This is a genomic window from Arthrobacter sp. NEB 688 (assembly GCF_013201035.1).
Classification (GTDB): domain Bacteria; phylum Actinomycetota; class Actinomycetes; order Actinomycetales; family Dermatophilaceae; genus Phycicoccus.
Genome location: NZ_CP053707.1, coordinates 3,467,685 through 3,480,853, shown reverse-complemented (window position 1 = coordinate 3,480,853; position 13,169 = coordinate 3,467,685). Strand labels below are relative to the sequence as shown.

The 13,169-nt window shown below is 75.7% G+C and carries 14 protein-coding genes; 8 read left to right on the top strand and 6 right to left on the bottom strand.

Features of this window, described 5'->3' with window-relative positions:
• Positions 1-83: 83 nt before the first annotated feature.
• Positions 84-1,166: a LacI family DNA-binding transcriptional regulator gene (locus HL663_RS16370; RefSeq protein ID WP_173029358.1), complete on the bottom strand. Its 1,083-nt coding sequence runs from the start codon at positions 1,164-1,166 to the stop codon at positions 84-86.
• A gap of 150 nt (positions 1,167-1,316) precedes the next feature.
• On the opposite strand from HL663_RS16370, the gene HL663_RS16365 reads away from it, so the two are divergent.
• The 6 genes from HL663_RS16365 (at position 1,317) to clpX (ending at position 7,710) form a co-directional block, all read left to right on the top strand.
• Positions 1,317-2,528 (top strand): MFS transporter, encoded by a 1,212-nt coding sequence (locus HL663_RS16365; protein ID WP_286175728.1) that lies wholly within the window; start codon positions 1,317-1,319, stop codon positions 2,526-2,528.
• A gap of 170 nt (positions 2,529-2,698) precedes the next feature.
• Positions 2,699-3,325, top strand: coding sequence for an ATP-dependent Clp protease proteolytic subunit (locus HL663_RS16360; protein ID WP_286175727.1), 627 nt, complete (start codon positions 2,699-2,701; stop codon positions 3,323-3,325).
• Positions 3,326-3,353: 28 nt separating this feature from the next.
• Entirely contained in the window at positions 3,354-4,001 is a 648-nt protein-coding gene (locus HL663_RS16355) for an ATP-dependent Clp protease proteolytic subunit (RefSeq protein WP_173029357.1), read from the top strand.
• Positions 4,002-4,371: 370 nt separating this feature from the next.
• Complete coding sequence (locus HL663_RS16350; RefSeq protein WP_173029356.1) at positions 4,372-5,331, top strand: hypothetical protein; 960 nt, start codon at positions 4,372-4,374, stop codon at positions 5,329-5,331.
• 216 nt (positions 5,332-5,547) lie between these two features.
• Complete coding sequence (locus tag HL663_RS16345; protein WP_173029355.1) at positions 5,548-6,318, top strand: DUF4118 domain-containing protein; 771 nt, start codon at positions 5,548-5,550, stop codon at positions 6,316-6,318.
• Positions 6,319-6,426: 108 nt separating this feature from the next.
• Positions 6,427-7,710, top strand: coding sequence for an ATP-dependent Clp protease ATP-binding subunit ClpX (gene clpX, locus HL663_RS16340; protein WP_173029354.1), 1,284 nt, complete (start codon positions 6,427-6,429; stop codon positions 7,708-7,710).
• Between the two features lie 129 nt (positions 7,711-7,839).
• Here the strand turns inward: clpX and HL663_RS16335 are convergent, their stop codons facing one another.
• Genes HL663_RS16335 through HL663_RS16315 form a run of 5 tightly spaced genes read right to left on the bottom strand, consistent with a single transcriptional unit; the run spans position 7,840 to position 11,881 of the window.
• Positions 7,840-8,358 (bottom strand): hypothetical protein, encoded by a 519-nt coding sequence (locus tag HL663_RS16335; protein ID WP_173029353.1) that lies wholly within the window; start codon positions 8,356-8,358, stop codon positions 7,840-7,842.
• Entirely contained in the window at positions 8,355-9,704 is a 1,350-nt protein-coding gene (locus HL663_RS16330; RefSeq protein ID WP_173029352.1) for a DUF58 domain-containing protein, read from the bottom strand. The genes HL663_RS16335 and HL663_RS16330 overlap by 4 nt, the downstream gene beginning before the upstream one ends.
• The gene (locus HL663_RS16325) at positions 9,701-10,666 is read right to left on the bottom strand and encodes an AAA family ATPase (RefSeq protein ID WP_173029351.1); all 966 of its coding nucleotides are present in this window, start codon (positions 10,664-10,666) and stop codon (positions 9,701-9,703) included. The genes HL663_RS16330 and HL663_RS16325 overlap by 4 nt, the downstream gene beginning before the upstream one ends.
• Positions 10,663-11,151 (bottom strand): hypothetical protein, encoded by a 489-nt coding sequence (locus tag HL663_RS16320; RefSeq protein ID WP_173029350.1) that lies wholly within the window; start codon positions 11,149-11,151, stop codon positions 10,663-10,665. The genes HL663_RS16325 and HL663_RS16320 overlap by 4 nt, the downstream gene beginning before the upstream one ends.
• Positions 11,144-11,881 carry a DUF4129 domain-containing protein gene (locus tag HL663_RS16315; RefSeq protein ID WP_173029349.1) on the bottom strand — a complete coding sequence of 246 codons (738 nt, stop codon included), beginning with the start codon at positions 11,879-11,881 and terminating at the stop codon, positions 11,144-11,146. The genes HL663_RS16320 and HL663_RS16315 overlap by 8 nt, the downstream gene beginning before the upstream one ends.
• 60 nt (positions 11,882-11,941) lie before the next feature.
• Between HL663_RS16315 and HL663_RS16310 the strand changes: the two genes are divergently transcribed.
• Both HL663_RS16310 and HL663_RS16305 read left to right on the top strand, forming a co-directional pair.
• Positions 11,942-12,619 carry a hypothetical protein gene (locus HL663_RS16310; RefSeq protein WP_286175726.1) on the top strand — a complete coding sequence of 226 codons (678 nt, stop codon included), beginning with the start codon at positions 11,942-11,944 and terminating at the stop codon, positions 12,617-12,619.
• 43 nt (positions 12,620-12,662) lie between these two features.
• Positions 12,663-13,142 carry a hypothetical protein gene (locus tag HL663_RS16305; protein ID WP_173029348.1) on the top strand — a complete coding sequence of 160 codons (480 nt, stop codon included), beginning with the start codon at positions 12,663-12,665 and terminating at the stop codon, positions 13,140-13,142.
• The last annotated feature ends 27 nt before the right edge of the window (positions 13,143-13,169 follow it).

Genomic DNA, 13,169 nt, shown 5'->3' with positions numbered 1-13,169 from the left:
CCCACCGCAGCACGCCGACGGCGCCGCGACCCCGACCGGGGTGCGGCGCCGTCGGCGTGCGTGGGGGTGGGCGGGATGCGGGGTCAGCCGGCCGGCGGGGGCGCGGTCGTCGTACCGGGGCGCAGCGCCACCGGGAAGTCGACGTCGGGCACGGGCTCACCGTCGAGGGCCGCGCGGACCAGCCGCCCGAGGGCCCGGCCCTTCTCGGCGCCGGGCTGCAGGACGGTGGTCAGCGTCGCGTCGAGCCACGGCAGGTCGACGCCGTCGAACCCGGTGACGGACACCTCGCCCGGGACGTCGAGCCCGAGCGCCTCGGCGGCCCGGACGACCCCGGCGGCGAGCAGGTCGGACTGGGCGACGACGCCGGTGGGGCGCTGCGCGGCCGGGCGGTCGAGCAGGAGGCGGCCGGCGGCCTCGCCGGCCCCCACGGTGAGGTCGGCCGCCTGGACGACGGGGGCGTCCGGGCCGGCGAGCGCCCAGAACCCCCGCAGCCGCCCCTCGGCATCCGGGTAGAGCGCGGCCTCCAGGTCCTCTGCGGTGACGGCGCGGGTGGTGGCCCCGGGGCGCAGGGCCATCGCGACCGAGGCGACGCGGGTGTGCCCGAGGTCCAGCACGTGCCGCGTGGTCAGGCCGATGGCGGCCTCCTCGTCGACCCGCACGTGCGCGACGCCGGGGTCGGCCGGCGCGCCGCTGCCGACGAGGGGGACGCCCCGCGCCACGAGGTGGGCGACGACCGGGTTGTCGCGCAGCCCGCAGAGGGGGAAGACGGCCGCGTCGACGGCCTGGGTCGCGAGCTGCCCCACCGCGCGGACGGGGTCGTCGGCGGGCTGGGCGACGAGGAGCATCGAGCGGCCGGCGGCCTCGAGCTCCTCGGCGAGGCCGTCGAGGACGGCGAGCGCGAAGGGGTCGCGGAAGGCGTCGCGCAGCGGGGCCTCGACGACGACGGCGACGGTGCCGACGCGGCCCTGGCGCAGGGAGGAGGCGAGCGGGTCGGGGCCGGCGAAGTGCAGCTCCTCGGCGGCCGTGCGCACCCGGTCGGCGGTGGCCGGCGAGACCGGACCCTTGCCGCTGAAGACGAGGGAGGCGGTCGAGGTCGAGACGCCGGCCCGTTCGGCCACGTCGCGCAGGGTGGGACGGCGGTCCCCGGCTTGACGTGGCTGGCTCATGCGTCCGACAATATCGAATCGATTCGATCGAATCGATTCGACGCTGGTGTCGACTGCACCACGTTTCCACCACCACCCACAGCCACCCCGACCCGAGAGCGACCCGTGACCTCCGCCATGACCGCCGCCCCGCCCCTGGACCGAGCCCGCGTGGCGACCGCCCGCACGGCCGTCTTCGTCGTGTTCGCGCTCGCGGGGCTCGTCTTCGCCTCGTGGGCGGCCCGGATCGCCGACACCAAGGTCGCCCTGGGCCTGAGCGCCGGCGAGCTCGGCGCGACGCTGCTCGCGGCGAGCGTCGGCTCGGTCACCGGACTGCCCCTCGCCGGGCGGGTCAGCAACCGTCTGGGCGCCGGGCGCACCGTCATGATCGGCATGGCCGTCTCGCTCGTCGGCCTCATCGCCACCGGCGCGGTCGTCGACGCCGGCGCCTCGCGCGGCTACGTGATGGTCGGCCTCTTCCTCGTCGGCCTCGGGGTCGGCCTCTGGGACGTGTCGATGAACCTCGAGGGCGCCGCCGTCGAGCGCGAGCTCGGCACCTCCGTCATGCCCCACTTCCACGCCGCCTTCTCCGGGGGCACGGTCGTGTCCGCCCTCGTCGGGGCGGGGATGTCGGCCGCCGGCGTGCCGCTCAGCCTGCACTTCGCCGGGGCCGTCGTCGTCACGGTCGCCGGGGCGGCCTGGGCGCTGCCGCGCTTCCTCCCGCAGGGCCTGGAGCTCGAGGAGGAGGGCGCGTCCGTGGAGGCCGGCGGGCGCCAGCGCTCGGCGTGGCTCGAGCCGCGCACCCTGCTCATCGGTGTCGTCGTCCTCGCGGCCGCCTTCACCGAGGGCACGGCCAACGACTGGCTCGCCGTCGCGTTCGTCGAGGGCCACGAGCTGCCCGCGTGGGCCGGCGTGCTCGCGTTCGCCACCTTCCTCACGTTCATGACGGTCGGCCGCCTCCTCGGCACCCGCCTGCTCGACACGCACGGCCGCGTCCCGGTCCTGCGGGTCAGCTTCGGCCTGGCCGTCGTCGGCGCGGCGCTCGTCATCTTCGGGGCCGACTGGGTCGCGTTCGTCGGCGCCGCCGTCTGGGGCGTCGGTGCCGCGCTCGGCTTCCCGGTCGGGATGAGCGCCTCGGCCGACGACCCGCGCCGCGCCGCCGCCCGGATGTCGGTCGTCGCGACCATCGGCTACGTCGCGTTCATCGCCGGGCCGCCGCTGCTGGGCTTCCTCGGCGACCGGGTCGGGGTGCTCCACGCCCTGCTCGTCGTCGGCGCGCTGGCCATCCTCGCCCTGTCCGTCGTCACCGCCGTCCGCGAGCCGGACGGCCGACCGCTGGGGGAGCGGCCCCACGACCCCGCCGCGGGCAGCCCGGTCGGCTGACCCGCACACGGGGGAACCCGGGGCGGGCCCGGCGCACCGACGGTGTGCCGGGCCCGCCCTCGCCCGTTGTGCTCACGGCGAACACGGCACCGGGGGTGGAGTGCAGCGGGGGGAGCGCGCGTTAGGGTCACTGACAGGAACGACCCATCACGAGCGAGGAGCATCCCAGCGTGAGCAGCACCGAGATCGTCGCCGCGGGCGAGGGCCAGAGGGCCGGCCTCGACGACTCCATCTACAACCGACTCCTCAAGGAGCGGATCATCTTCCTCGGGTCCGACGTGCGCGACGACAACGCGAACGCGATCTGCGCGCAGATGCTGCTGCTCGCGGCCGAGGACCCCGAGAAGGACATCTGGCTCTACATCAACAGCCCCGGCGGCTCGGTCACCGCGGGCATGGCGATCTTCGACACCATGCAGTGGGTCTCGAACGACGTCGCCACCGTCGCGATGGGCATGGCCGCCTCGATGGGGCAGTTCCTCCTGTCGGCCGGCACCCCGGGCAAGCGCTACGCCACGCCGCACGCGCGCGTCATGATGCACCAGCCCTCGGGCGGCATCGGGGGCACGGCGTCCGACATCAAGATCCAGGCCGAGCAGCTGCTGCACATCAAGAAGCAGATGGCCGAGCTGATCGCCGAGCACACCGGTCAGACCGTCGACCAGATCGAGACCGACTCCGACCGCGACCGCTGGTTCACCGCGGCCGAGGCCAAGGAGTACGGCTTCGTCGACCACGTCATCACCAAGGCCGACATGGCGGGACGCCGTGCCGACAACCCGGTGACCGGCGACTGACCCGGCCGAGACGACGCGAGAGAGAGACATGAACGCAGACCTGACCGGCCGCCTCCACGTGCCCGGCCCGAGCAGCCGCTACATCCTGCCGCAGTTCGAGGAGCGCACCTCCTACGGGATGAAGCGCCTGGACCCGTACACCAAGCTCTTCGAGGACCGCATCATCTTCCTCGGGGTGCAGGTCGACGACGCGTCCGCCGACGACGTCATCGCGCAGCTGATCGTGCTGGAGTCCCAGGACCCCGACCGCGACATCCTCATGTACATCAACAGCCCCGGTGGCTCGTTCACGGCGATGACGGCCATCTACGACACGATGCAGTACATCCGCCCGGACGTGCAGACGTTCGTCATCGGGCAGGCCGCCTCGGCCGCGGCGGTGCTCCTCGGGGCCGGCGCCCCGGGCAAGCGCTTCGCCCTGCCGAACGCCCGCGTACTCATCCACCAGCCGGCGATCGAGGGGACGGGCGGCATGGCCTCCGACCTCGAGATCCACGCCAACGAGATCATCCGCATGCGCGGCTGGCTCGAGGAGACGATCGCCCAGCACTCCGGTCGCGACCTCGAGCTCGTCCGCAAGGACATCGACCGCGACAAGATCCTCTCGGCCGCGCAGGCCAAGGAGTACGGCCTCATCGACGAGGTGCTCGCCTCGCGCAAGGCCTCGACCGTCTGAGGTCCGCCGCACCCGCACCCGCACCACCGACCGCCGCCCGGCTCCGCGAGGACCGGGCGGCGTCGTCGTCCCCGGGACCGGGACGTGGCCTGCCTGGTGCCGTACGCCTCGACCTCGCCCGGCCGCCCTGATCTCGCCTGGCCGCCCTCATCTCGCGGTGCCGGGGTGTCATGGCGCACCGGCGAGGCGATGGGTCAGAGGCAGGACGGGGTCGGGTCGACCTCGCCCCGCCGCCCCGATCTCGTCCGGCCGCCCCGACCTCGCCCCGCCGTCCCGCTTCCGGGGGTGCCGCCGCGGAGGGCTGGCCGGCATGGTCTGAGGCTGTGGAAAACCCGGCGGCCCGTCCCTGCGTCGCTGCCACGCTGAGCGGATGACGACGCCGTCCCCGCTCATCGCCCTCGACCCGGGTCTCCTGCGACTCGGGGCCGACCTGCGGCGCGCGGGCATCGAGCCGGCGCGTGCGCCGGACGACTGGCACCACGTCCGCCACGGCGTGTGGATGCCCAGCGCGCACTGGGTGGGTCTCACGCCCGACCAGCAGCATGCCGCTCTCGTCCACGCGGCCGACCTCGTGCGCCGGCCGGACCGGCCCCGGGTGGTGGCGGCGTGGTCGGCCGCGGCGCTGTGGGGGATGCCCCGAATCGAGGACTGGCCGGACTGCGTCGGGGTCCTGAGCCACTCGCGGCGCGCCAGCCGCTCCGGCGGCACCTGCCCGGTCGTCGGCCCCGGCACCGAGCCGGTGGCGATGCAGGGGCTCGAGGTGACGCCTCCGGCGCGCACGGTCGTCGACCTGGCGCGGACGGGCTCGCTCGTCTCGGCCGTGGCGGCCGCCGACCACGCGCTGCGGCGTGGCCTCTGCACCGCCGCCGAGCTCACGGCCGCGGTGGAAGACCTCCCTCCACGCGTGGCGGGACGCCGGTTGGCGGCTCTCGTGCGCGACCTGGCTGACCCGGGCAGCATGTCGGCGGGCGAGAGCCTGTCCCGCGTCCAGATGTACCTCCTCGGCCTGCCGCGGCCACGACTGCAGGTGGCCCACACCGACGACCAGGGGCTCATCGGGTACACCGACTTCGGCTGGTCGGGCGTCGTGGGCGAGTTCGACGGTCGGGTCAAGTACCGCATCCCCGAGGGCGCCGACGCCGAGGAGGCCGGCCGCGTCCTGTGGGCCGAGAAGAAGCGTGAGGACCGCCTGCGCCGCCAGGTCCGCGTCGCCCGGTGGGTGTGGAGCGTGGCCCTCGATCGTCCGGCCCTGGGGCGGCTGCTCGCCGGTGTGGGAATCCGGCCCGAGCGCCGCAGCACCTGGTTCGACCTCGGTGGACCGACCATCTGAGCCCTCGGCCGATGGCACGCCCTGCCGATGTGATGTCGCGGTGCCGGGGCGTCATGGCGGGGCGGCGAGGCGGGATGAGGGGCGGCAGGGCGGGGCCGGGTCGGCAGGGTGAGGGGGGCCGCGTGGTCGGGGAGGGGGCGTCAAGATGGCGTCAGGGCGCCGTCAACACCGCGTCGACGACCCCGCGGCGGCGCACCCCGGTGGTGCGCTGGAGCCATGCCCGCCCGTCGTGACCTCACCCTCCTGCACGCCGCCGCGGCCTTCGGCCCGGTCCTGCTCGCCGCGCTCCTCGGCCTGGCCCGGGGCTCGCTCACCACGACCGTCGTCGCCCTCGTGCTCGTCCTCACCGTGGTGGCCGTCGCCGCCGCGGGGGACCGGACCTCGGGCGTCGTGGCGGCACTCAGCGCGGCCCTCGGGTACGACGTCTTCTTCACCCGCCCCTTCCTCAGCCCCACCATCGCCTCGCCGGCCGACGTCGAGCTGGTCGTCGTGCTCGTCCTCGTCGGGCTCGCGGTGAGCGAGGTCGCCATCCGCGGGCGGCGGGCGCAGGCCGCGTCCGCCCGCCGCGAGGGATACCTGTCCGGGGTGGCCGCGCTGCTCGACCTCGGGGACGGGACGCCCGCCGCCGAGCGCCGGGCCGCCCTGGCGCGGGCCGTCGGCGAGGTCGTCGGCGTGGAGCGGGCGCGCTGGCACGACGGCCCGCCGGACCGGCGCGACGCCGTCGTCGGGCCGGACGGGGTGCTGCGCCTGGACGGCCGCGTCCGCGACCCGCGGCGCGAGGGGCTGCCCACCGACCGGGTCACCTCGGTCCTCGCCTCGGGGCCGCAGGGCGTGGTCGGCCACGTCTCGCTGACGGCGGCGGCGCGGGTGCGCCGGCCGAGCCCGGAGCAGCTGCGCGTCGCGGCCCTGCTGGTCCGGGTCGCCACTCCCGGCACCTCGCGGCCGGACGGCGGGCCGGGGCCGGCGGACGACCTCGCGTTGCGCTGACAGCGAACCCACGCGACGCGCCGGGCCCGTGGGGGCTTCAATGGGTGCGACGGAAACCGTCGGCGGGTAGCGTCGGGGGCGTTGTCGAGCCGAGGTGGAGGACGTTCCGTGGCACGAGTGGGAGAGACCAGCGACCTGCTGAAGTGCTCCTTCTGCGGCAAGTCGCAGAAGCAGGTCAAGAAGCTGATCGCCGGCCCCGGCGTCTACATCTGTGACGAGTGCATCGATCTGTGCAACGAGATCATCGAGGAGGAGCTCGCCGAGACCGGCGACCTCAGCCTCGAGGAGCTGCCCAAGCCGCGCGAGATCTTCGACTTCCTCGAGAACTACGTCGTCGGCCAGGACGTCGCCAAGCGCGCGCTCGCCGTCGCCGTCTACAACCACTACAAGCGCATCCAGGCGGGGGAGGCCGGCTCCAAGAAGGACGCCGACCACGTCGACATCGCCAAGTCGAACATCCTGCTCATCGGCCCGACGGGCTGCGGCAAGACCTACCTCGCGCAGACCCTCGCGAAGATGCTCAACGTCCCCTTCGCCATCGCCGACGCGACGGCTTTGACCGAGGCCGGCTACGTCGGCGAGGACGTCGAGAACATCCTCCTCAAGCTCATCCAGGCCGCCGACTACGACGTCAAGAAGGCCGAGACGGGCATCATCTACATCGACGAGGTCGACAAGATCGCCCGCAAGTCCGAGAACCCGAGCATCACGCGGGACGTGTCGGGGGAGGGCGTGCAGCAGGCGCTCCTGAAGATCCTCGAGGGCACGACCGCGTCGGTGCCCCCGCAGGGCGGGCGCAAGCACCCGCACCAGGAGTTCATCCAGATCGACACGACGAACGTCCTGTTCATCGTCGGCGGGGCGTTCGCCGGGCTCGAGAAGCTCATCGAGTCCCGCAACGGCAAGAAGGGCCTGGGCTTCGGCTCCGAGCTGCACACGCCGAAGGACCTCATCGAGAGCATCCACGAGGTCATGCCCGAGGACCTCATGAAGTTCGGCCTCATCCCCGAGTTCATCGGCCGCCTGCCGGTCATCACGACCGTCGCGCCGCTCGACGTCGAGGCCCTCGTGCGGATCCTCACCGAGCCGCGCAACGCGCTCGTCAAGCAGTACCAGAAGATGTTCGAGATCGACGGCGTCGTCCTCGAGTTCAGCGAGGACGCGATCGAGGCCGTCGCCGAGCAGGCGCTCGCCCGCGGCACCGGCGCCCGCGGCCTGCGCGCGATCATGGAGGAGGTCCTCCTCCCCGTCATGTTCGACGTGCCGAGCGACGACGAGATCGCCAAGGTCGGCGTCACCCGCGACGTCGTCCTCAAGAACGTCAACCCGACGATCGTGCGCCACGACGACGAGGGCGGCCGCAAGCGCACGCCGCGCAAGCGGTCCGCCTGACGGCGACCCCACGACGCACCCCGCGAGCCCGGACCGTCGGTCCGGGCTCGCGTGCGTCGGGGCACGGGCGGTACGCCTCGGCGGCAGCCGTTGTCCGACGGGGCCTGGCAGGGCCGGACCGGCTCCGCGTCAGCCGGAGCGGGCGGTGCGCCAGGCGAGCGCCGCGGTGGCGGCCAGCCCCGCGAGCGCGAGCGTGACGACGACCGTGCCCCACGCCGACGGGGTGCGCGACCCGAGGAGCCCCACGACCGCGGCCGCGGCCCCCGCCGTGGCGAGCAGGCCGCCCTGCGACGCCCACCGGCGCAGGGTCGCGCGCGGCAGGCCGGCGCCGGGCGGGAAGGCCGCGAGGAGGGCGAGGCACAGGTGCGTCGCCAGGACGAGCGCGGCGGCCAGCACCGCCGCGGCCCAGCCCCCGATGTCCGCGGGCGCGGCCCCGCTCGTCCCGACGACGACCACCTGGGCGACGACGAGGAGGGTGGCGCCCCAGCGGCCGGGGCGGCGCAGCCCCCACCAGGTGAGCCCCGCGAGCGGGAGGGTAAGGACGAGAGCGGTGACCGGGGTCGAGAGCGAGGCCAGGCCGAGGAGGAGCACGTCGGCGAGGACCACGAGGAGCGTGGCGGTGCGGCGCCAACGGCGGGCGGGGGTCATCGGGGCGCCCCCGCCGTGCGAGGCCGGCGGCCGACGCCGCGCAGCACGGTGTCGAGGGCGCTGTCGGCGCCCCAGGGCACGACCGGCACGCCGGCGAGCGCGCACCGGTGGGCCTCGCGCTCGCGCTCGAGCAGGCGCAGGCGCCAGGTGAGCGAGGCGAGCCGGGGGTCCTCGATGCCGGTCGCGGCGACGACGGCGTCGACGTCGGCGTCCGGCGTGGCCAGGTGCGGCGGCAGGGTGTCGACGACGAGGACGACGTGACCGCTGCGGGCCAGGCGCACGGCGTGCGCGAGCGGCTCGGCCGAGACGAGCGCCGAGAGGATGACGACGACGGCCCCGGGCGGCACCGACCGGCGCAGCTGGGCCTGCAGGGCGCGCTCCTCGCCGACCGACCCGCCGGACGGCTCCGCCCGTCCCAGCCCGAGGAGGATGCGGGTCAGCTGGTGGTGCCCGCCGACGGCCGGGACGTCGACGACCCCGCCGCCGCCGAGGACCGACACCCCGACGCGGTCGCCGGTCGAGAGGTAGTGGGCGGCCAGCGCCCCCGCGGCGTCGACCGCGACGTCGAGGCTCGAGCGGCGGCCCTGGTCGACGTCGGGGACGCCGAGGTCGCGCAGGGCGTCGACGAGAAGGCGGACCTCGGCGTCCTGGTCGGCGTGGGTCGTCGTGACGTGGAGGGTGCCCGTGCGCAGCGAGACCGGCCAGCTGATCCGGCGCAGCCGGTCACCGGTGCGGAACGGGCGCAGGTCGGCGAGCTCGGTGCCGGAGCCCTGGCGGTTGGAGCGGTGCTGGCCGACGAGGCCGAAGGGGTGCGGCAGGCCGGCGCGCGAGGTGAACTGCCCCGGCCGCGGGACGGCCGTCACGGCGCCGCGCGGCTGGCCGGGGGAGATCCACACGAGGCCGCCGAGGTCGCCGAAGCCCGCGACCTGCGCGGGCCCGAGACGGCGCGAGCCCCAGCGCAGCGCCTCGACCTCGAGGCCCAACGGCACGAGCTCGTGCGGCCGCAGGCCCTCGGTCGCCGCGGCGACGTGACCGTGCCGGGGCGTCGAGCGTCCCCAGCGGTCCGCCGGCAGGTGGGCGACGACGTCGCGCAGGCCGGGGACGGGGGTGAGGTCCAGGCGCCAGACGAAGGACTCGCCCTCGCGGACGACGAGGGGGTCGACGGACGCCGCGAGCTGCGGCGCCTCGCGCGGTCGGGTGACGAGGGACCACGCGGCCGCCCCGAGGAGCGGCACGCCGAGGACGACGAGGTCACCGCGCCCGAACGCGATGCCCACGACGAGCACCAGCAGCCCGACGAGGAGGGCCCGACCGAGTGCTCGGGTGGGGCGCCACCCGCCGCTCACGCCGTGCGGGCCGTCGTGCGGGGGGTGCGGACGGTGCGCAGGACGTCGGCGACGACGGTGGCGGAGGTGACCTCGCCCATCCACAGCTCGGGGCGGACGACGACGCGGTGCTCGAGCACGGCGGGGGCCACGGCCTTGACGTCGTCGGGTGCGACGTAGTCGCGTCCGCGGACGGCGGCGAGCCCGCGCGCGACGAGCATCAGGCCGAGCGAGCCACGGGGGGAGGAGCCCATGAGGACGTGCTCGTGCTCACGCGTGGCGCGCGCGAGGGCGACGCAGTAGCGACCGACCTCGGGGGAGACCGTGACGTCCTCGAGGGAGGCCTGCAGCTCGAGGAGCTCGGCGGCGTCGACGACGCGTCGGGCCTCCTGCTCCTCGCGGCGGCGCTCGAGCCGGCGGCCGAGGACCTGCCACTCCTCGTCGGCGTCGGGGTAGCCGAAGGCGACGCGGACGAGGAAGCGGTCGAGCTGCGCCTCGGGCAGCGGGTAGGTGCCCTCGTACTCGACGGGGTTGGCCGTCGCGAGCACGTGGAAGGGCCGCGGGAGCCGGAAGGTCTGGCCCTCGACCGTGACCTGGCCCTCCTGCATCGCCTCGAGGAGGGCGGCCTGCGTCTTCGGGGGCGTGCGGTTGATCTCGTCAGCGAGGAGCAGCCCGGTGAAGACCGGGCCCTTGCGGAACTCGAAGCGCCGCTCGCCCTGGTCGTAGACGAAGCTGCCCGTGAGGTCGGAGGGCAGCAGGTCGGGGGTGAACTGCGCGCGGGTGAAGTCCAGGCCGAGCGCCTGCGCCAGGGTGCGTGCGGCGAGGGTCTTGCCGAGCCCGGGGTAGTCCTCGAGGAGGACGTGACCGCCGGCGAGCACCGCCGCGACGACGACCTCGGTGGCCGCGCGCTTGCCGACGACGACCGTGTCGACCTCGTCGAGGACGGCGACGGCGCGTCGGTGGGTCGTGGCGAGGTCGGTCATGCTGTCTCCTTCGTGGGGGGCACGGGCTGCGTCGGGCGGAGCGACTCGAGGTCGGCGATGACCGCCTCGGCGTCCTGGGTCGACAGGCGGCGCGGTGGCGCCGCGAGGTAGCGGGCGAGGGGGCCGTCGGGTGGCGTGACGGGGCGCTCCGGCGTCCCGCCGAGGCGCTCGGCGGCGAGGGTCCGCACGAGGTCCTGGAGCTGCGCCGGGGCGGTCGTGTCGGTGCGGTCCGGTGCCAGCAGCCGCCGCAGGGCGCCGATGCCGGGCTCGGGCGGCACCTCGTCGGCGCGGCGGGGCAGCCAGTCCCAGTCGACGCCGTCGTCGCGCTGGAGCGGGACGAGGAGCCCGATGAGGGCCACGACGAGGACGACGGCGACGGCCGCCGCGAGCACGACGACGCCGCGGGCGAGCGTCAGGGCGACGAGGACGGCGAGGGCCACGGCGAGGCCGACGACCCGTCCGCGGGTCAGGCGCAGGTCACGCACGCGCGTCCGCCTCCCGGGCCGCCGCGGCGGAGCGCACGTCGGCGGCGAGGCGCGTGAGGGCGGCCTCGGCGGTGGCGCGGTGCTCCTCGGTCAGCTCGTGCCGGGACCACGCGGCCTCGCGGTAGAGCCCAGCGAGGGTCTGCAGGGTCGACTCGTCGACGGCGAACCGCCGCAGGACCCCGACCGCGGTCTCGGTGGAGGTGCGCGAGGCGGCGAGGGTGAGGCCGGCGGCGCGCAGCGTGTCCTCGAGCCGGTCCCACGCGGCGACGATGCCCTCGGCGGGCGTGCCGCGCCCCAGCACGGCCAGCCGCTCCTCGGCGTCGTCGGCCAGGGCCGTCCCGATTCGGGTGAGGTCCGGCCCGGCCGTGTCGTCGGCCTCGACGGCGCGTGAGCCCTGGAGCGAGCGCAGCAGCGCGCGCAGGGCGAGGACCAGGGCGACGAGGAGCGCGAGCCCGACGAGGCCGACGGCCACCCAGCCGACGAGGGCCGCGAGCGAGTCGCCGTTGACCGACGCCGACCGGAACGACTGCGCGTCGACCTCGGAGGACGGGCGGAAGACGTCGTCGTCGGCGCCGTACTGCGTCACCGGGCCCATGTGGGGGCCGCTGATGACCCTCGGGATGCCCGGGACCGAGGCCGCCCAGACCGCGAGGAGCGCCGTCGCGGCGGCCGTCGCCGCGAGCGCGACCCGGCTCCACCGGGCGCCGTCGCCCCGTCCCGTGGTCCCCACGCGACACACCCAACCACAGCCGGCTTGGCGAGAGGGGGATCGGGAGGGGACGATGTGGCCGTGGCGACGACCTTCCGGCTGCGGGCCGGCGACACCGGCCCGGTGCAGCAGTCGCCGGTCACCTGCGGCTCGGCCTGCCTCACCGTGGCCCGGATGCTCGTCGACCCGGTCTTCGCCTCCTGGGTCCGCACGGGCACGCCGCACCCGCCCGGGTCGCCGGCGGGCGAGACGCCGGCCGAGCGCTTCGCGGCCTACGAGCGGGTCGTCATGCGCCGCACGAACGGGGCCCTGTCGGGCGGGCGGCGCCCCAACCTGCCGTGGCCCCGCGCGCTCGGCACGCCGCCCTGGGGGGCGCTGCGTGAGCTCGAGTTCGGCGCGTCGCGCATCGGGACCAGGTACACGCTCGACCTCCTGCGCGGTGCGGACGAGTACCGGCTCGTCGAGCGGTTCGACACCCTCGTGGAGGTCGTCGCCGAGGGGGAGCCGGCGCTGCTCTACATCGGCAGCGCCCTGCTGCCGCGCCACGTCGTCCTCGTCCTGCCCGGCGACGGGGACCGGATGCTCGACGTCTACGACCCCGGCACCGGGCGCGTCGGGCACCTGCGCCGCGACGACGTCGTCCAGCACCGGGTGCGGCTGTCCGGCTGGGACGTCCCGTGGGTGGCGGTGCGGCCGACCGGCCTGCGCCGGGTGGAGGCCCGGCAGGCCGCGCGGTCCCTCGGCCCGATGCCCGCCTGACGCGCACGCCCGACCGCGTGGCGCGCGGGCCTACGCTGACCTCGTGCCGCTGCCCACCGACCTCGCCCCGGGACGCGCCGCCGAGCTCGTCGAGGAGCTCGGCCGGGTGGTCGTGGTCAGCCCGGCCGGAGTGGCCTACGCGGTGCGCACCGACTCACGGCACGTGGTCCGCCACGCGGTCCTCGGGGCCGTCGTCGGGTTCTGGCTCGGCCGGCTCCTCGGTGCCGCGGTGCCGGCGCCCCTCGCGCTGGCGCTCGCCCCGCTGTGCCTCGTCCTCGGGGCGGCCGCCTGGGCGCTGCGCTTCCCGCCCGGGGCCCGGTGCTGGGTGCAGGCCGAGCGCTTCGGGGCCGAGGACGAGCTCGGGGGAGCGGTCGCGTGGACCGGCGTCCGTGACGCGGCCGCCCTGCCCGCCGCGGTCGACGACGTGGTCGCGCTCGTGCGCGCGGGGCGGCTCGATGCCCTGCCGGAGCACGACGGCCCGGACCGCATCCGGCTGCGCTGGGGGTCGCGCCGCAGCACCTGACCGGTCGAACGACGAGAACATGCCGCG

What these genes read in the sequence shown, in the direction of transcription:
- HL663_RS16370 (WP_173029358.1), bottom strand. Translation starts at nt 1,166, where the DNA reads ATGAGCCAGCCACGTCAAGCCGGGGACCGCCGTCCCACCCTGCGCGAC.
- HL663_RS16355 (WP_173029357.1), top strand. Translation starts at nt 3,354, where the DNA reads ATGAACGCAGACCTGACCGGCCGCCTCCACGTGCCCGGCCCGAGCAGC.
- HL663_RS16350 (WP_173029356.1), top strand. Translation starts at nt 4,372, where the DNA reads ATGACGACGCCGTCCCCGCTCATCGCCCTCGACCCGGGTCTCCTGCGA.
- HL663_RS16345 (WP_173029355.1), top strand. Translation starts at nt 5,548, where the DNA reads ATGCCCGCCCGTCGTGACCTCACCCTCCTGCACGCCGCCGCGGCCTTC.
- HL663_RS16335 (WP_173029353.1), bottom strand. Translation starts at nt 8,358, where the DNA reads ATGACCCCCGCCCGCCGTTGGCGCCGCACCGCCACGCTCCTCGTGGTC.
- HL663_RS16325 (WP_173029351.1), bottom strand. Translation starts at nt 10,666, where the DNA reads ATGACCGACCTCGCCACGACCCACCGACGCGCCGTCGCCGTCCTCGAC.